This window comes from Psychromonas algarum (assembly GCF_004376845.1).
In the GTDB taxonomy this organism is placed as follows: Bacteria; Pseudomonadota; Gammaproteobacteria; order Enterobacterales; family Psychromonadaceae; genus Psychromonas.
This window is the reverse complement of record NZ_SNUW01000002.1, coordinates 159,609-177,457: the sequence shown is the minus strand read 5'-3', so window position 1 is coordinate 177,457 and position 17,849 is coordinate 159,609. Positions and strand designations below refer to the sequence as shown.

Here is a 17,849-nt window from a genome sequence, read left to right as displayed (position 1 = left end):
GAATTTTGGTTGAGTTTCCGCCTCTACCTGTTGGTGAGTTAGAACAATTGAGTCATCGGCAAAGACGTAGTCAAAATCAGCCTCTTTTGAGAGGTGTTTGAATGATCGATTTAAAATTCCTTTTTTTAGGCCACAAGTTTAAACATCTATAAACTCCACTCCAATCCTCAAACCCTACGGACCTGCGTAAAGGCGATATAATACACCTTTAAATGTCCATTTGGTGTTGTTCGTTTTTGGCGAAATAATTATAACGCTTCACCATACCGTTTAAAAACCAGTGACCAAAGAGCAGCATGTCCTAGCTATAGATGCTATTAGAGGGGAAACGAAAAATAATTTATTGAATTATTAAATTTTCATAGTCATAGAATTTAGGGCAAATAAATAGAATTTTTTTGGCATGTTGTAAGGTACCTATTGAAGCCATAAGCTCGAAGTAATCTAAAAGATTGTACTTATCTATACGAATCTAGAAGTTCATCATGTAAAGATTACCATCAACAATTACAAGCTATTAATTAAATGATTTTATTTTGAAATCTCATACTTAATAAAAAATAAGTTATATATGATAGTAAATTTGGCTTTAAATTTACTCGTACTATTTAATTAGTGATCGCAAAATAATATAAAAGTTAATAAATTTAATGCATTATACGCATCGTCAAAATTAATATCTATATTTTGAGTAATCTAAAAAGTGTTAATAAAGCGATACTTTTTCAATAAAAGGAATTATATATGTCCACATTTAAGTTAATAGAAATAGCTGAAACAAAACAACGTTTGCAAACGGAAGAGGCTATCTTAGTGGATACGCGTGATGCGCAGTCATTTGCTGTTGATCATGCTGAAGGAGCATTTCATTTAACTAACGACACTTTAAAAGAGTTTGTTGATATGGTTGAATTTGATACACCTGTATTTGTTGTTTGCTATCATGGTAATAGCAGTAAAGGGGTTGCGCAATATTTGGCTGAGCAAGGATATGAAGACACTTATAGTGTTGAGGGGGGGATGACGATGTGGCGTCAGGTTTTCCCATTAGAAAAAAGTGCTCAGTAGAAATATCCAATAAAAACAAAAAAGGTTAATCATGAGTGTTGTAGATACAGATAGCATTGATGCTATCGGCATGGAAAAAGAAGAAAAACGTGTTTTTTTGAGCATTATTGATCCATTAGTTTGGGATCATGATGATGTTCATCTATTCACGCTGCAAGAAAAAATTAATACTTATTTATACTTTATTGAATCAGGTGAATTATCAAAAGTACTGCCTGATGCTATAGGTTTTGATGTTGCAATTGAACTGATTTTAAAGCATATGCCAAGTGATCAAGCAGTTACTTTTTTTGATAAAACAACGCAAATCCTGTTAGATAAAGGTATTATTTTTGTTTTTGGCCCTGATAAAAATACAGGTTATGCAGAGCAACATAGCTAACTTAAACATTTTATTAACAAGAAGTATTAAATAATATTTCTTGTTATGCCATTCAATCCCTTCAATTACCACGCTAATTTCCTTCTCCCCTCATTCACTTGATATTTATTTTGTTTAAATATGTGAACAAATTGTAATTTATGCATTGCCCCTGTACTGCGTATTTGGGATAATCTTGAATTAACACGTCTACCGTTTTATTCAATCCAAATGTAATCAGGAGAAACAGATGCCTTCTCGTCAAGAGTTAGCTAACGCAATTCGCGCCCTAAGTATGGATGCTGTCCAAAAAGCCAATTCAGGCCACCCAGGAGCACCAATGGGTATGGCTGATATTGCGCAAGTTCTATGGACTGACTTTTTAAAGCATAACCCGACTAACCCTGACTGGGCTGATCGTGACCGCTTTATCTTGTCTAACGGCCATGGTTCAATGTTGCTTTATTCACTATTACATTTAACGGGATATGATCTTTCTATTGAAGATTTAAAAAGTTTCCGTCAATTACATTCAAAAACACCAGGTCATCCAGAATATGGCTATGCGCCAGGTATTGAAACAACAACCGGTCCATTAGGCCAAGGTATTACTAATGCTGTTGGTATGGCAATCGCTGAAAAATCATTAGCAAGTACTTTCAATAAAGAAGGCCATGAAATCGTTAACCATAACACTTATGCTTTCTTAGGCGATGGGTGTTTAATGGAAGGTATTTCGCATGAAGCTTGTTCTTTAGCTGGTACATTAGGTTTAGGTAAACTAATCGCATTCTGGGATGACAATGGTATCTCTATCGATGGTGAAGTAGAAGGTTGGTTCACTGACGATACACCTAAGCGTTTTGAGTCTTACGGTTGGCAAGTAATTTCTGTTGATGGACATAATTCTGAAGAAATCAAAGCGGCAATTATTTCAGCTAAAGCGGAAACAACTAAACCAACGATGATTTGTTGTAAAACAATTATCGGTTTTGGTTCTCCTGCTAAGCAAGGTACACACGATTGTCACGGTGCACCATTAGGTCTTGAAGAAATCGAAGCAACTCGTAAAGCTCTTGGTTGGAACCACGGTCCATTTGAAATCCCTGCTGACGTTTATGCTGGTTGGGATAATAAAGAGCAAGGTCAAGCTGCAGAGCAATCTTGGGATGATAAATTTGCTGCATACGCAACTGCATATCCTGAATTAGCCGCTGAATATAAGCGTCGTGTAAATAACGAATTACCTGCTGAGTGGGAAGCGAAGTCTTCTGCTTACATTGCTGATTTACAAGCAAATCAAGGTAATATCGCAACACGTAAAGCATCACAAAACTGTATCGAAGCATACGGTGCAATGCTACCTGAATTATTAGGTGGCTCTGCTGATTTAGCGCCATCTAACTTAACAATGTGGTCAGGTACTAAAGCAATTACTGCGGATGATGCAACGGGTAACTACTTACATTATGGTGTTCGTGAATTTGCAATGGCTGCTATCATTAACGGTATCGCTTTGCATAAAGGTTTTGTTCCTTACGGTGCAACCTTCTTGATGTTTATGGAATACGCACGTAATGCATTACGTATGTCTGCATTAATGAAACAACGTTCTATTCAAGTGTTTACGCATGATTCAATTGGTTTAGGTGAAGATGGTCCAACTCATCAACCTGTAGAACAAATTGCTAGCTTACGTTTAACACCCAATATGAATACATGGCGTCCATGTGACTCTGTTGAGTCAGCGGTTGCTTGGAAGTTTGCAATTGAATCTGTTGATGCACCAAGTTCATTGATCTTTAGTCGTCAAAACTTAAAACCACAAGCGCGTAATGCACAGCAGTTAGCTGATGTTGCTAAAGGTGGTTACGTATTAGTTGATTCAGCAACAACGCCTGAAATCATTTTAATTGCGACGGGATCTGAAGTTGAGTTAGCCGTTCAAGCGGCTGCTGAATTAACAGCCTCAGACAAAGCAGTACGTGTTGTTTCTATTCCATGTACTGAGCAATTTGAATTACAATCTGCTGAATACAAAGAATCAGTATTACCAGCGGCTGTGACGAAACGTGTTGCTATTGAAGCGGGTATTGCGGATTACTGGTACAAATATGTTGGCCTAAACGGTAAAGTTATCGGTATGACAACCTTTGGTGAATCAGCGCCTGCTGGTGAGCTATTTGAAATGTTTGGTTTCACTGTTAAAAACGTAGTGGAAACAGCTAACACTTTATAATCATTATAAAAGTGAATTTAATTAAGCCGCGTTTATCGCGGCTTTTTTGTATCTAGGAAAGTATTTTTATGCTGAAAGTAATTAAAGAAAGTATTTTGCTTTTCTGTTTGTTATTCAGTATCCAGCTATTCGCTGATACTGATTCAGATCTTCTACAACAAAAAGTTGAGCATCTAGAGAACTCCTTAAAAGCTCAAATTGGTGTTTCCTTACTACAGCCAGAAGCGAATAGATCTTGGTCCTACAAAGGTGATCAGCGCTTCCCTCTAACCAGCACTTTTAAGACTTATGCTTGTGCCGCTTTGTTAATGAAGCGAGATAAAAAGGAGGTCAGATTAGATAAAAAGTATTGATCGAGGAGGAGAGTATTCTAGGCTACGCGCCAATCACAAGTCATAAAATAGGACAAACGATGTCATTAAGTGAGCTGTGTGAAGCTGCTATGTTTGTTAGCGATAATACTGCTGCTAATTTGCTCCTTAAAGAGCTTGGTGGACCTTCTACTATAACTGTATTTATGAAAATATTAGGGGATAATACGACTCGACTTGATCGTTGGGAACCTGAGTTGAATGAAGCGACTGTAAATGATATTCGAGATACAACCACTGCAAACGCAATGACAGAAAGTTTGTATAGTGTGTTATTTCAAGAGCATCTTTCAGAACTTTCCAGGCAACAACTTCAATACTGGTTAATTAATAATAAAGTGACAGGCTCATTGCTACGTTCTGTTATACCCCAAAGTTGGAGTATTGGTGATAGAAGTGGTGCCGGTGGCTCTGGTTCACGGGGCATTACGGCAGTTATTTTTCCAGATAATCAGCCTGCAGTGTTTGTAGCTATCTATATTACTCAAACAAAAGCAAGCATGGCGCAACGAGATCGTGCTATTGCAGAAATTGGAGAAGTGATTTTTACCTTGATAAAAAACAATAATAGCAATCATAATCAATAGCTTATTTATTTTACTTGTTAAAATAACTTATTTTTTCGTTGTAAATGTCGTAAGAATTGTTTTTTCAGCGCAAAATATTAAATAATATATTTAATGTAATCGCTATAATACCATTCCGCTTAATTATGTGATCTAATATAACTATTATTAATTCATAATATTTAGTTGGTAAATATGACTCTACATAACTTTACTGAATTAGCTAAAACACATAAAAGTGTTCGTATGAGACTAGGTTATTCAGCGCTAGCACACTTTCAAGAGGGTAAGTCTCGTACTTTTATTGAGCATAAAAAAGCCAGTAGCGAATAAACGTTACTGGCTTCAATTAACACTGCAATCTATTGCTAGATAGTTAAATTATTTCAATTTACTCATATCACGTACAGCACCTTTATCAGCAGATGTTGCCATTGATGCATAAACTTTTAATGCTGCTGAAATAGGGCGGACACGATCTACAGGTTTCCATCCGATAGCATCTTGTTTTACACGACGCTCTGCTAATATTTCATCTGATACTTGTAGGTTCATTTCACGTGTTGGAATATTGATGTCGATAATGTCTCCATTTTCGATTAAACCAATAACACCACCTGCTGCAGCTTCTGGTGAAACATGACCAATAGAAAGGCCAGAAGTACCACCAGAAAAACGACCATCAGTAATTAATGCACATTCTTTACCAAGCCCGATCGATTTTAAATATGATGTTGGGTAAAGCATTTCTTGCATACCAGGACCACCTTGTGGGCCTTCATAGCGAATAATAACCACATCACCAGATACTACTTTTCCACCTAAGATGGCAGCTACTGCATCATCTTGGCTTTCGTATATTTTAGCTGGGCCAGTAAAGGTCAAATTACTATCATCAACACCTGCTGTTTTTACTACAGCACCGTCAACAGCCATGTTACCAAATAGTACGGCTAAACCACCTTCGGTACTAAATGCATTTTCGATAGAGCGAACACAACCACTTTTACGATCATTATCAACGGTATCCCAACGACATGATTGACTAAATGCTTGAGTCGTACGGATCCCTGCAGGTCCAGCACGATAAAAGTCGATAATGGCTTGATCTTTTGTTTGCATAATATCGTAGTGTGCAAGCTGTTCTTTCATTGTTGGACTTAAAATAGTTGGAATATCACTATTTAATAAACCTGCACGGTCTAATTCACCTAAAATAGCCATTACACCGCCTGCACGATGTACATCTTCCATATGGTATTCTGGAGTTGAAGGTGCAACTTTACATAACTGAGGAATACGACGAGACATTGCATCCATATCTGCTACTGTAAAGTCTAATTCAGCTTCTTGTGCACACGCTAATAAATGAAGAATTGTATTTGTTGAACCACCCATTGCGATATCTAATGCCATTGCATTTTCAAATGCACCTCGGTTAGCAATTGAGCGTGGTAATACAGAGTAATCATCTTCTTGATAGTGGCGTTTTGTAATATCAACAATACGACGACCAGCTTCTAAGAATAGGTTTTCACGGTCAGCATGTGTTGCTAACATTGAACCATTACCTGGCAATGATAAACCTAATGCTTCGGTTAAACAGTTCATTGAGTTTGCAGTGAACATCCCAGAACAAGATCCACAAGTAGGGCAAGCACTACGTTCCACTTTCTCAAGATCTTCGTCAGAAACATCTGCATCAGGTCCCATTACCATTGCATCAACTAAGTCGAGTTTAATGATTTGATCTGAAAGCTTAGTTTTACCTGCTTCCATCGGACCACCTGAAACAAAAATAACAGGAATATTAAGACGTAATGACGCCATTAACATCCCAGGGGTGATTTTGTCACAGTTTGAAATACAAACAATTGCGTCAGCACAATGGGCATTGACCATATATTCAATTGAATCGGCAATTAAATCACGAGAAGGTAAGCTATATAACATACCTGAGTGACCCATCGCGATCCCATCATCAATAGCAATAGTATTAAATTCTTTTGCAATACCGCCTGCCTTCTCAATTTCGCGAGCAACTAATTGCCCCATATCTTTTAAATGTACATGACCTGGTACAAATTGAGTAAATGAGTTTGCAATAGCGATGATCGGTTTTCCGAAGTCGTCATCTTTTACACCGGTAGCGCGCCATAATGCACGTGCGCCGGCCATGTTACGGCCATGTGTTGATGTTTTTGAACGATAATTTGGCATATTAATTTCCTCAAACTGCTGCAAACCAAGTGACTTGGTTCTGATGTAAGTAAATAATTTATAGCAGTAAAACAGATATCCCTTAAGGGCACAATCTGAAATTTTACGCTGTTGCTTTAATATTTTGTTCTTGTTGTAATGTGGCAACTTGCGTCACACCTACTATTTTTTCAATTTGTTTAGTCAACAAGCTAATATCACGATCACTACATACTGTTAGGGTCACGTGTGTTGATTGCTTTATATTAGCGGTTTCTGCATTGATACTATCTACTGTAAAACCTCGATGACGACAAACACGTAATAACCGCTCTAAAAATTCTGGGCTTTTTTGAGCTTCAATAATTAATAATGACTTCATTCTACACTCTCCATCATTTTGTCATTTGGTGCTCCAGGTGGTACTAGCGGCCATACATTTTCTTCTTCAGAGATAGATACATGTAATAAATATGCGCCATCACTATTTAAAAATCGTTGTAATGCTTGATCTATTTGAGACTTGCTTTTAATGCTCTCTCCTGGAATATCAAATGCACTGGCTAGTGTTACAAAATCTGGATTATCAGTTAAAACGGTTTCGCTGTAACGGCCATTAAAGAATAGCTTCTGCCATTGTCTCACCATGCCTAAACGTTGGTTATCAATTAATAATATTTTAATTGGTAGTTGTTTACGTTTTATTGTGCCTAATTCTTGTACGTTCATCATAAATGAACCATCACCAGAAACTGCAATAACCATGTTGTCTGGTCGTGCAACTTGTGCACCAACAGCTGCTGGAACGCCAAATCCCATTGTTCCCAAACCTGAACTCGAGATGTGGTTCTCTGGGAAATCAACAAACATATGTTGAGCAACCCACATTTGATGTTGTCCAACATCACTACATATTACTGTATTGGCTGGCATTAATTCAGCTAACTGACGCAATAATGCAGGTGCAAATATAGGATCTCCGGGATGATCATATCGGTTAGCGTAATCTATCTTCATTTTGGCAATATGCTTCTGCCATGAAGTAATGCTCAGTTTAGTATTAATAGCAGGTAATACTTTTTTCAAATCATCTGTGATAGATAAAGTGACTTGGCGTAATTTATCTATTTCAGCAGTGTCAATATCTAAATGGATCACCTTTGCATTTTCTGCAAACTCATCTAATTTTCCTGTGACTCGATCGTCAAAACGAGCACCTACTGCAATTAATAAATCACATTCTTGGATGGCTAAGTTTGATGCTTTGCTGCCATGCATCCCCACCATACCCATAAAGAATGGTGAGTCATGGGGAACGCATCCAATTGCTTTAAGCGTACATACACTGGGGATCTTGCTATATTTAATGAGATCTCGTAACTCTTTAACAGCACCAGCCATTCCTACGCCACCACCAATATAAAGTAATGGTTTTTGAGCAACTTGTAACATCGATTTTGCTTGTTCAATTGCTTTATGATCAATTGATTTTTCAGTTTTCACTAATTTAGCTAAATGATGCGTAACACTTGGGCCGATTTGAATATCTTTTGGAATGTCAATTAATACAGGTCCTGGGCGTCCAGAGCTAGCTATTTCAAAAGCTTGTTCAATGATAGGACCCAACTCTTCAGCAGAAGACACCATAAAACTATGTTTGGTGCAGGCTAAAGATAACCCTAATACATCGATTTCTTGAAAAGCATCTGTGCCAATTAAATAGGTAGGTACTTGTCCTGTGATCGCGACAATAGGAACTGAATCTAGTAAAGCATCTGCTAAACCTGTGATTAAATTTGTTGCACCAGGTCCCGATGTTGCTATACAGACACCCACCTTACCTGTTGAACGTGCGTAACCAATTGCTGCCATTGCAGCACCTTGTTCATGACGACATAATAAATGATTAACTCCACCATCAAATAGAGCATCATATAGAGGCATAATAGCCCCACCTGGGTATCCAAATACCTGTGATACGTTTTGCTCTTTTAAAGCTTGTACAACAAAATTTGCACCATTCATAGGTTTTTCCTGAATTGCATGAAGGGTAATCAACCTGTGGCTAAACAGCAGTTGATAGATTTCAAAAAAGGGTGCTCTTTATAGCAAAAAAGCGTTAATCAAACAACACTTGTCACATTTTTAAACGAATTTGCAATTTTTTATCACTTTTTTATTTATATGTTTCACGGAAATCGAATGATTTGGTTTTGCCTCCTATACTTAATCTAATACTAGGAATGTGCGTTATTTAAATAACGTTAAAGGAGTATACATGGCACTAGCAAGGTTAGTTTGTAGAGCAATCTCAGGTGTTGATGCACCTGAAGTAGAAGTTGAAGTTCATCTTGGAACAGGGTTGCCGGGATTTTCTTTGGTTGGATTGCCTGAAACATCCGTTAAAGAAGCTAAAGATAGAGTGCGAAGTGCCATTTTAAATAGTAATTTTAAATTTCCCAGTAAAAAAATTACAGTTAACTTAGGTCCAGCCAATTTGCCCAAAGAAGGGGGGCGTTTTGATTTGGCGATTGCTCTTGGCATTTTATTAGCATCGGATCAAATTCAATGTACAGACATATTAAAATATGAGTGTTATGGGGAATTATCTCTGTCCGGAGAGTTACGTAATGTTGATGGCATTATCCCCTGTGCTTTAGCCGCTAAAAAACAACAACGAATTGTGATTGTATGTGCTGATAATGAACATGAGTGTGCATTAACTGGTGCACAAGGTTTTGTGGCAAAACATTTGATTGAGGTTTGTGCTTTTTTGCAACAGCAAACAAAATTATCTAACGCTCAACAAAGAAAGATTATAGAAATAAAACAGAAGCAACTCGATTTTTCTGATGTATTAGGGCAAGAGCAAGCCAAAAGAGTATTAGAAGTCGCAGCTACAGGCGCCCATAATTTATTGTAGTTGTGTCAATATCACTACCAAGTAAAAGTATTAAAATATTAGTGACTTAACAGGTAGATACTTTGGCTATTATAACCAAGAACATTAATTCCTCTTTTAAAAAAGCTTGATTTCTATGGATAAAACAAAAGGTAAATAACGCTTGTTTCCTGACAATTTACCCCCCACCTCCTAACAATTACACAGTGTTCTTTATATTCTCCTAACAATTACACAGTGTTCTTTGTATTCTCCTGATAATTCAGAATATCTAGATATATCTCTTTAGATAGATTTATTAGATAGATAAAGAAAAGAAATGGTTATTCAAGAATAACATTGTAAAAAGCTAAATATTTTTACAAGTAATTCTAGTTATTTATTAAAAGATTTTCTAATACTTGCTTCGCAAGCTTTTCTGATAAAAACAGGCTCGAAGTGCTGGTAATACTAATAGTTCGGTACAATTCTGGAAGCTTTTTCAGAAGTGAAAATCTTTGATTTTCTTGCGAAGCATATAAATAATTCTGTAGTGCTATTGATCTTTGATAGATTTGTTATACAACAATATTAAACAGAAGAGAAAAGCCAAATTTCTAATCAAACATAGATAATCCGCAAAATATATACACTTATTTCTTTTCTATAAATTTAACTGAAAGGAAATAATATAATGACGAAACTCTACACTCCAATAAATAATTACGAAGGTCTCTCATCTGAAACTTTAACAATCCCTACTTTTCAAATTCACAGTGCATTTTTCAGAAATGAATCTGTACAAAAAGAAGTAATTTTTTGCCCGATCAGAAACGAAAAAATTAGCTTTAATAACGTTCAAGCAAACATTAAACATGACTTGTTTATATTTAATCATCTACTTCAAAAACACCACCATTTGGCTCTTAAACATCATTCTAAAGAACTTATTGAAGTTAAATGTGAAGCTGGCTCAAGCATTGTAAAATCGTGCAAGGTCAAAGCTAACCATACTGTTAAAGAAATATCTGATGCATTAGAAGAGTTTGCTTTAAAACTGTCTGTAGATAAGAAAATAACTGTTAATAAGTACAAAGAACAACAGAAAACAGGAAGTTATACTTTCTCGATATTTGAAGAGATTCGTTATGATAATAAAACTAATACATTAAGTTATATGTTTAGTGAAGAGTTCTTAAGCTATTTAAATTTAGATGATAAATGTCTGACTATTATACAAATAAGCGATTTTAAAGACGTTAAAAGTAACAAAACAGGAGCTTCAATTTACTTACTTACTCAATCAATGTCTGGACTTGATAAAGACAAGTTTCTTAAAACAAAATATTTATCTGAAATCTTAGGAATTAAGAAAAATTGTAATCAACTCTTTAATAATGCATTTAAACTTTTATCTGAAAAAGTCTTTCGTGAAAGTGAAGCAGATAAAGCATTAAGAAAAACTAGAACTAAAGAAGAAAATAAACTACATGATCAAAATAAAGAAAAAATATTAGAGTTTAATAAAGAAGTAAAAATAAAAGTTGAAAATGGAAAATTCAAAGTATGGTCTAAATATGTAATCAAGAAAATTGCTAAAGCAGTTGTTGAGGTAAAAGAAAAAATTAAAACGTTTACACAAACAGAGATTCTAGCTAATAAAAAAGCATTTATAAAAAAAGGTGCTTTTGCAAAACTAATATCAGAGCTTAATGAAATGGATGCTATAGACAATTTAAAGGCAGATTTAAGCGATTTAACTTTACACAATGAGTACCCTGAAACTTATTTTGATTAACAGTTACTTTCTGTTTATCTCTTAAACTAATAGTCCTTTATATATACACAATTTAAACATTGCATTAAATATTAAAGTATTTTTAGTTAACTTGTTTCTATGCTTGGTTCGGCATTTTCAGAAAAAGTCAAGCGAATAATTCATTTATTATTTACATTTTCAATGGTTGTGGTAAAATATATATAAAGTAAATATTTAAATAATTTAAGGAAAAACAATATGAAAGCAACAAAATCATTAATTATATTATCAGCCGCATCATATCTTCTTGTTGAAGCAGGTAGACTAGATATTTTAGCAGGACTTGGATTGCTTGTAGCAACTGCATTTATTTTAAAAGTCGGAATTGATAAATTATCTTCATAAAAAAGACTACAAAAAAGTAGTCTCTATAAACTTATTTCAAACATTTATCAGGAAACCAAGTTTTAATCTTATACATTTCCTCTGCTCTTTTTTCGTCCGTTACATATTTAACTGTTAAGTTACCTTTATTATCTAAAGGCTTTCCTTTTTCGAAGTAACTCTTATAAACACCATCAACATATTCTTTTCTGTTCGATTTATTCATTTTCAACTCATAATCTACGTCAGAAACTTTAGTTAACTTAAACTCAATACCAGTTCTTGATCCTTTTTTACTACCTTTTTTTCTTTCTGATTCATTGTAAAAAGTATAAACACCACCTTTTTCAGTTAAATCAAAAATCCTAACTTTTTTACCAGATAGAGAAACCGTAAAAGTTACATCAGGACTAAAATAGAGACTGTCAAATTTAGGTGTATTTTCACCTTCGTATTTTAAATAAAGCCCGTTAATTTTGTTACTACCATACTTATTATGATACTGGTTGTATTTGTCTACGCAGTCATTTCTATACTTAGTTAAGTCTAAATCACTAACATCAGCTAGAGCTATATTAGTAAGAAGTAAAGAGACTGTTAAAGCGATAATTTTTTTCATATTATTTTCCTTTTATTTTTGTTTGAACTTGCTTGCTAGATTTTTAATTTGATCTGTTTTCCCCGTGATTCTGTCTGAATCTGTTTTTAACAATTCTTCTAAAAAATTATGGGTTTCAAAAAACATTTTAAAGAATGTGATTGCGGAGATTATGATTAGAATGATGATTGCGGATAAACTCATTAATAAAGCAATCTTGCTTACACTATCTAGAACTCCTATAGATTCCATAACCTTAATGCCTACAGTAGCAATCCCTGAACTGGCTAACATTGCACAGAAAAGTGAAGTGGGGATTAACACTATTGCAAAACAAATGTTTATCATTTCATCAAACAAAGATTCAACTTCTGTATTTACAAATACTGTAAATATAATTTTAAAAACAATAACGATAACAGCGATTAAAATTAATTTGATATAGATTACGAGCATATAAGCAATGACTATATTGCTTGAAATTTCGGGGTAAAACGAAAGAGCAATTGCTACAGTTCCATAAGTATTCATTAAAGGAAAAATACCAGCATCTATCTTTTTGGATTTAGCTTGGAATTCACCCAAAGCACCAGCAATTTTTATTGCACTACCAAGGGTAAACAGAGAAGTTCTGTTTTTATCTACGGCTCTAAAGGTATTTACATCTACTTTAAAGTTCTCTTTTTTTGTTGCATCAGTGTAATGACCGAGTAATTTTTTAGGATCAGTTAACCAGTCGAAATCGAGAAAAGTATCAGACAATAATGAATTGTTAATTTCAAAGAATAATTTGGAGTTTGAAGCTAAATATGAATAGAAATCAGCACTATTAGTAATTGCGCTAGAGTTTGTATTTTGAGTAGACTTAGAACCTACATTCAGATTTTTACTCGATGGTTTTATAAAATGTATTTTGTTGAGTTCAGAATCAATTCCTGAAGAGTAACCTGCACTATCGTAATTGACAGACATAAACTGCTTTATTTGATCAGCAGTATTCAGCATTAAATTATCATTGTTATTGTTATTGTTTTCTTTTCTGGCTTCATTAAGTTTATTTTTAATATATTTAATCGTTTCTATTGATAGAGCCGATTGAAAGTTAGTAACCGTTTCACGAAGCTTTGATTCGTAGACAGAAAGCAAAACGTCAGTAGAGCTTGCGTTAAAAGCACCATCAGAATAATTTCTACAATAAACTTCAAATTTTTCTTTATCAATTTTCAATGATTGATTACATATGATAGCCCTGTACTCATTAGCAAGTGTTGCAAGCTTAAGAGAGTATTCATCAATGATGTTAGCAACATTTTTATTTTCAGCCTTAGAATTAACCCTTCCGCAATTCACACTTACTGAATCATTTTTACTTGAACAATAATTAACAGCGAAAGGTAGGGGAAGCATATTTTCCCTACCTGCTAAAGAATGGGGCAATACTTTAATATATGTTTCTTCTATACAATCTAATTCTGGAACATCAGTAATTAATTCTAAATCTCTTTTGTTATATTCTGAAATAAGTTCTTGTTTGTATTTCATTGCACAGAATTGAGATGAGTAAATAGAACTAGATATTTCAGATATTTTATTTGAAAATTTAGAACTGTTTTCTTGAGTCGCAATATTGTTTATAGACTCAGATTGAGAGTTGATTCGATTAGTTGTTTCGAAATAAGTCAGCATCGTTACATTTAGATAGTTTAACGATTTCTCTAATGCATAAGTTGAATATCTATCGTTACCGATAATAATTACTAGAAAACTGATAACAGCAACTTTCATTGATTTTTGAGTTAAGAACTCTTTAAATTTATTATTCGAAGAGTTGTAATCCATCGCTTTATGAAGTGCATAAATAACAGAAAGAATTATTAAGATACTGATTAATGTATTACTGCTTGAAATAAATGATTTTGCAGCGCTGGGTATACTCACTGCAATACTATTATTTGTTTTTTGCTGTGTAGTGCCTTTCTCAGTCAGTTCAGAAATACAGTCTTTAGTTTCTTTAGTTGTTAAGTCTAAATTTTTATAATCAGTTACAACACAATCACCAATTTTCAAATCTTCGGCAGGTGCATTTGAATATGCATAAACGCTGAAAGTAATAAATATAAGTGCTAGTAATGTTTTCATAATAATTCCTTTAATATAATTACAGAATTATCATAATTTTCGTATAACTCAACAGAGGGGATTTTAGACATAAAAAAAAGACCGTTAATCAGGTCTTTAAATTATTTTAAGATACGAAATTTTACTCTATATTTTTGTCATTTTTAGCAACATCTTTATCTACGTTAAATGATTTAGTTGGAATCGGGTTAGAAGGTTTTTTTGAAATTTCTTCTTTTTTAGATTTTGCTGATCGTTTAGCTTTTTCTTTAACATTACTTACTTTATTTCTAGTAGTAGTTGTAACTTCTGCTCCTTTCATAACAACTGCTGTAAGTATCGCTGTATCTAAAACATCACTGCTTTGAGAGCTATTAGATTGAATATTAAATATGTCTTTACCTTTTGAATATAAAAATGGAATTATTTTTAAAGTAAGTACATATGTAGCGATAAGAAATATAAGAGCTTGTAAAATCCAAGTGAAAAGGGCTGAACCTGCATCTGTGGGTATAGTTACAACACCCATATCAAATAAGAATCCACCGATTATCGGATTTAAGTATAAGAATAACCAAATGTTGACTAAAACCAAAGGTGCGACTGTTGAATAAGAAATTGCTTTAAGGACCTTACCTGAATACTTAAAATCATTTAATTGATTAAACGATTCAATACTTTCTTCTACTGTTCCATCTTTAAAGGAAGAACCGTACCTCCATATGTTCGCAGCCATTTCGTAAGATCTTACAATGCAGTACACAGTTATATTAACTAATAAAAATAAGAGAACATAGAAAGGACTAATTACATCAATAAGCATCGGAGATAACGTAGCAGTAAATGTTGAGATAGTACCAACAACTCCAAAATCTATAGCAGGAGAAACAAATATTTCATTAAAACCATCAAGAAGACTAGCTGCACCACAAACAAATGCACCGCCAGCTTTCATAGCTACACCGAATACAGCACTTGCGCCACCTTCTGAAATATTACCGCTAGAACAAGCTGTTTCGCCAAGATCAATCAAACTTTTGTATGCGATCATCGTTGTTGTAAACGTAAACGCTTTATCGAAAGAGGCTTTGTTTAATTGTGCTAAACCTGTATAGCAACTACCATCTTCTCTTGTTACTGCACATTTTAAAGTTAATATTGATTCTAAATTACCTTTTGCTTCTGTTACTTGCCTGCTTTTTTCAGTGATATTATTTTCCTTAAGAATGTCGAAATACCATTTTAAATCGTAATACGGTAAGCCTTTACTGATTGCAATTTCTGCTTGTATTTGTGGAGTTAACAAATGTACATTTTTAGAATATTTTCCAAAATTATAATATAAGCTTGGAATGTCAGTATTGTATGATTGATGCTTCTGAACTCTATAAGTGTCGTTTGCAATTGAAAAAGCTTTAAGTATTTTTTGTTTTTCATTTACTAACATTGAATGAGCATCTACAGAGCTTGAAATTGTTGTATCTAATGAATTGAGAGTGTCTACAATCAAATCATAATTCATTTGCTGATTTGATAAGATTAAATTCATTCCCGCTACATCCATAGCTTTCAGCCACGTAACGATAGCCAACGTTCTGTTTTCAACTTCCTCTTCTATATCAAAACGATCTTCTGGATCAGCGGCTTCAGTTAAAATGTTATTTTTATATTTGTAACAGTGTAGAGGTGATACATTCGCAAAATGAAGAGAGTGTTTAGCTAATGAGTTCTTGTCTTGATCATTAAATTTTTCAGCGAAATCCTTACGAAATAAAAACTTTTCTTCTTGTCCGCCAGTATTCATACAATCTAATTCAAGAACTAACAAAGAGGTCTCACGAATGTATTGAGACAAGTAGAAATAACCATTCTTATAAACATTAGATGAAAACTCACTTTCTTCAATTTCTCTTCCATAAATTCGAGCATATTTATATTGCTGTAATTTAATCGTTTCTTTTGCTATATCATCAATTCTACTAATGCCATCAATTGCTCGATAATTGAAATTATCACCCATATTACTTTGAATTACTTTTACCAAACTTTTGAATGCGATAGTGGTTTTAGTATCAACCTCAACAGAGCCTTTCTTAGATTGCTTAACAGCCATTTCAGCAAAGTGTAACTCGTTTATTATTGACTCAGTATTTTGAGAAGCTGTATTTGTAATTTTTTCATTTTCTTCACCAACGATACCAGCCGCTTTATCAAACATTGCACTAAAACCTTGAGTAAAATTAAGCTCTTGTCCTAGGTCCGTATTCAACGTATTGCTTAACCAGTTTTTAGTTATTTGGGGAGTTCGTGAATGTACTGTAAGCGTTGCAGATGTTTTACCGAAATGATCTGTACAATTATAATTATTTGAATCACCGCCAGAACGAAGACTTGCTTCTGTTGTGATCCTATTAAAACTAAAGTTTGCAATACTTACACTTGATTCACTCGATACGTCAGCATAAGAAGACATTTTCTGACACTCACTCTCATAATCAGTATAAGTAGCAATACTTGGATTATTATCGTTACTCTTATCACCAAGCAGCGTTGCATCGATCTCTATACTAGAACCACGCTTACGAGTCATTTCATTTAAACTTGTTGATGCATCTATTACACCAGCATAAATCATTGACCTTGCGAGATACGCATTTGAATCATTAAAAGTTTGCGATAGTTCAGAGAAGTCAAAGTTAATAAACTCTTTTAAATCTTCAATCGGTGCGCCTTTGTGAGTCGTGTAATTCCATGAAGCGGTAGTTTCAATTGTTATATACAGAAGAATAAATGGTAAGTTAATAATAGCTAGAGATGATAATGCTTCTCTTAAAGTAGTTGTCGTACCTTCCAAAACCTTTCTTGCTTTAGTTGCTGCAAGTAAATTTGTCATGGTATACGCAGTTGATGGAATTCCGTAGATAAAAGCTAAAACTAAAAAGTAATAAGAAAAAATGTTTTCTTCATCTGCGTATTCAATTGTTCTATCTGTATCGTTACCCAATTCATCTAAACGTGTACGTTGTTTTCTATAATCATCTTTTGTTGCAAAGAAAGAGTTTGTTTCTAACCTTTCATCAGTTGGTTTTAAAAACTTACTACAAGCTTCTAAATCCATATTGTTTTTTAAATCAGCATCAGCCCAATTTCCATATTTAGCTCCGAATTGCTTGGCTGGGTAACAGTTTTTAATTTCTCCAGAATCATCAACAGCGAAAGTTGTAAATGAAAAAATTAACAACAATCCACTTAATAAATACTTCATTTTAATCTCCTTATTTCTAAATCTTCCTTATGTATCTAAT

General features: G+C 34.0%; 12 protein-coding genes and 2 pseudogenes. 8 read left to right on the top strand and 6 right to left on the bottom strand.

Annotation, left to right across the window (positions count from 1 at the left end; genetic code table 11):
- Nucleotides 1–744: 744 nt before the first annotated feature.
- The 5 genes and pseudogenes from glpE to E2R68_RS13850 all read left to right on the top strand — a co-directional run bounded on the left by glpE (nucleotide 745) and on the right by E2R68_RS13850 (nucleotide 4,938).
- A complete protein-coding gene (glpE, locus tag E2R68_RS00820) occupies nucleotides 745–1,068 on the top strand; it encodes a thiosulfate sulfurtransferase GlpE (RefSeq protein WP_134275607.1) in 324 nt (107 codons plus the stop codon).
- A gap of 31 nt (nucleotides 1,069–1,099) precedes the next feature.
- Entirely contained in the window at nucleotides 1,100–1,450 is a 351-nt protein-coding gene (locus E2R68_RS00815; protein WP_134275606.1) for a DUF6572 domain-containing protein, read from the top strand.
- A gap of 229 nt (nucleotides 1,451–1,679) precedes the next feature.
- Nucleotides 1,680–3,668 carry a transketolase gene (gene tkt, locus E2R68_RS00810; RefSeq protein WP_134275605.1) on the top strand — a complete coding sequence of 663 codons (1,989 nt, stop codon included), beginning with the start codon at nucleotides 1,680–1,682 and terminating at the stop codon, nucleotides 3,666–3,668.
- Nucleotides 3,669–3,736: 68 nt separating this feature from the next.
- Nucleotides 3,737–4,626: pseudogene (gene bla / locus E2R68_RS00800) on the top strand (class A beta-lactamase).
- Nucleotides 4,627–4,800: 174 nt separating this feature from the next.
- Entirely contained in the window at nucleotides 4,801–4,938 is a 138-nt protein-coding gene (locus E2R68_RS13850; protein WP_166738772.1) for a hypothetical protein, read from the top strand.
- Nucleotides 4,939–4,986: 48 nt separating this feature from the next.
- Here the strand turns inward: E2R68_RS13850 and ilvD are convergent, their stop codons facing one another.
- From ilvD to ilvG, 3 genes are all read right to left on the bottom strand, one after another.
- A complete protein-coding gene (ilvD, locus tag E2R68_RS00795) occupies nucleotides 4,987–6,825 on the bottom strand; it encodes a dihydroxy-acid dehydratase (RefSeq protein ID WP_134275602.1) in 1,839 nt (612 codons plus the stop codon).
- Nucleotides 6,826–6,928: 103 nt separating this feature from the next.
- Nucleotides 6,929–7,186, bottom strand: a complete 258-nt coding sequence (ilvM, locus tag E2R68_RS00790; RefSeq protein WP_134275601.1) for an acetolactate synthase 2 small subunit — start codon at nucleotides 7,184–7,186, stop codon at nucleotides 6,929–6,931.
- Nucleotides 7,183–8,829, bottom strand: a complete 1,647-nt coding sequence (gene ilvG / locus E2R68_RS00785; protein ID WP_134275600.1) for an acetolactate synthase 2 catalytic subunit — start codon at nucleotides 8,827–8,829, stop codon at nucleotides 7,183–7,185. The genes ilvM and ilvG overlap by 4 nt, the downstream gene beginning before the upstream one ends.
- Nucleotides 8,830–9,082: 253 nt before the next feature.
- Between ilvG and E2R68_RS00780 the strand changes: the two are divergent.
- The 3 genes and pseudogenes from E2R68_RS00780 to E2R68_RS13840 form a co-directional block, all read left to right on the top strand.
- Nucleotides 9,083–9,724: pseudogene (locus E2R68_RS00780) on the top strand (magnesium chelatase domain-containing protein); the annotation flags it as partial.
- A gap of 655 nt (nucleotides 9,725–10,379) precedes the next feature.
- Nucleotides 10,380–11,483, top strand: coding sequence for a RepB family plasmid replication initiator protein (locus E2R68_RS13845; RefSeq protein ID WP_166738771.1), 1,104 nt, complete (start codon nucleotides 10,380–10,382; stop codon nucleotides 11,481–11,483).
- Between the two features lie 219 nt (nucleotides 11,484–11,702).
- The gene (locus E2R68_RS13840; RefSeq protein ID WP_166738770.1) at nucleotides 11,703–11,849 is read left to right on the top strand and encodes a hypothetical protein; all 147 of its coding nucleotides are present in this window, start codon (nucleotides 11,703–11,705) and stop codon (nucleotides 11,847–11,849) included.
- Nucleotides 11,850–11,880: 31 nt separating this feature from the next.
- Here the strand turns inward: E2R68_RS13840 and E2R68_RS00775 are convergent, their stop codons facing one another.
- From E2R68_RS00775 to E2R68_RS00765, 3 genes are all read right to left on the bottom strand, one after another.
- On the bottom strand, nucleotides 11,881–12,447 hold the full coding sequence (locus tag E2R68_RS00775) for a hypothetical protein (protein ID WP_134275598.1): 567 nt from the start codon (nucleotides 12,445–12,447) through the stop codon (nucleotides 11,881–11,883).
- Between the two features lie 12 nt (nucleotides 12,448–12,459).
- On the bottom strand, nucleotides 12,460–14,565 hold the full coding sequence (locus E2R68_RS00770) for a hypothetical protein (protein ID WP_134275597.1): 2,106 nt from the start codon (nucleotides 14,563–14,565) through the stop codon (nucleotides 12,460–12,462).
- A 121-nt stretch (nucleotides 14,566–14,686) separates the two neighbouring features.
- Nucleotides 14,687–17,809, bottom strand: a complete 3,123-nt coding sequence (locus E2R68_RS00765; protein ID WP_134275596.1) for a hypothetical protein — start codon at nucleotides 17,807–17,809, stop codon at nucleotides 14,687–14,689.
- Between the last annotated feature and the right edge of the window lie 40 nt (nucleotides 17,810–17,849).

Coding starts and splice junctions, on each gene's coding strand:
- glpE (WP_134275607.1), top strand. CDS start 745: ATGTCCACATTTAAGTTAATAGAAATAGCTGAAACAAAACAACGTTTG.
- E2R68_RS00815 (WP_134275606.1), top strand. CDS start 1,100: ATGAGTGTTGTAGATACAGATAGCATTGATGCTATCGGCATGGAAAAA.
- tkt (WP_134275605.1), top strand. CDS start 1,680: ATGCCTTCTCGTCAAGAGTTAGCTAACGCAATTCGCGCCCTAAGTATG.
- E2R68_RS13850 (WP_166738772.1), top strand. CDS start 4,801: ATGACTCTACATAACTTTACTGAATTAGCTAAAACACATAAAAGTGTT.
- ilvD (WP_134275602.1), bottom strand. CDS start 6,825: ATGCCAAATTATCGTTCAAAAACATCAACACATGGCCGTAACATGGCC.
- ilvM (WP_134275601.1), bottom strand. CDS start 7,186: ATGAAGTCATTATTAATTATTGAAGCTCAAAAAAGCCCAGAATTTTTA.
- ilvG (WP_134275600.1), bottom strand. CDS start 8,829: ATGAATGGTGCAAATTTTGTTGTACAAGCTTTAAAAGAGCAAAACGTA.
- E2R68_RS13845 (WP_166738771.1), top strand. CDS start 10,380: ATGACGAAACTCTACACTCCAATAAATAATTACGAAGGTCTCTCATCT.
- E2R68_RS13840 (WP_166738770.1), top strand. CDS start 11,703: ATGAAAGCAACAAAATCATTAATTATATTATCAGCCGCATCATATCTT.
- E2R68_RS00775 (WP_134275598.1), bottom strand. CDS start 12,447: ATGAAAAAAATTATCGCTTTAACAGTCTCTTTACTTCTTACTAATATA.
- E2R68_RS00770 (WP_134275597.1), bottom strand. CDS start 14,565: ATGAAAACATTACTAGCACTTATATTTATTACTTTCAGCGTTTATGCA.
- E2R68_RS00765 (WP_134275596.1), bottom strand. CDS start 17,809: ATGAAGTATTTATTAAGTGGATTGTTGTTAATTTTTTCATTTACAACT.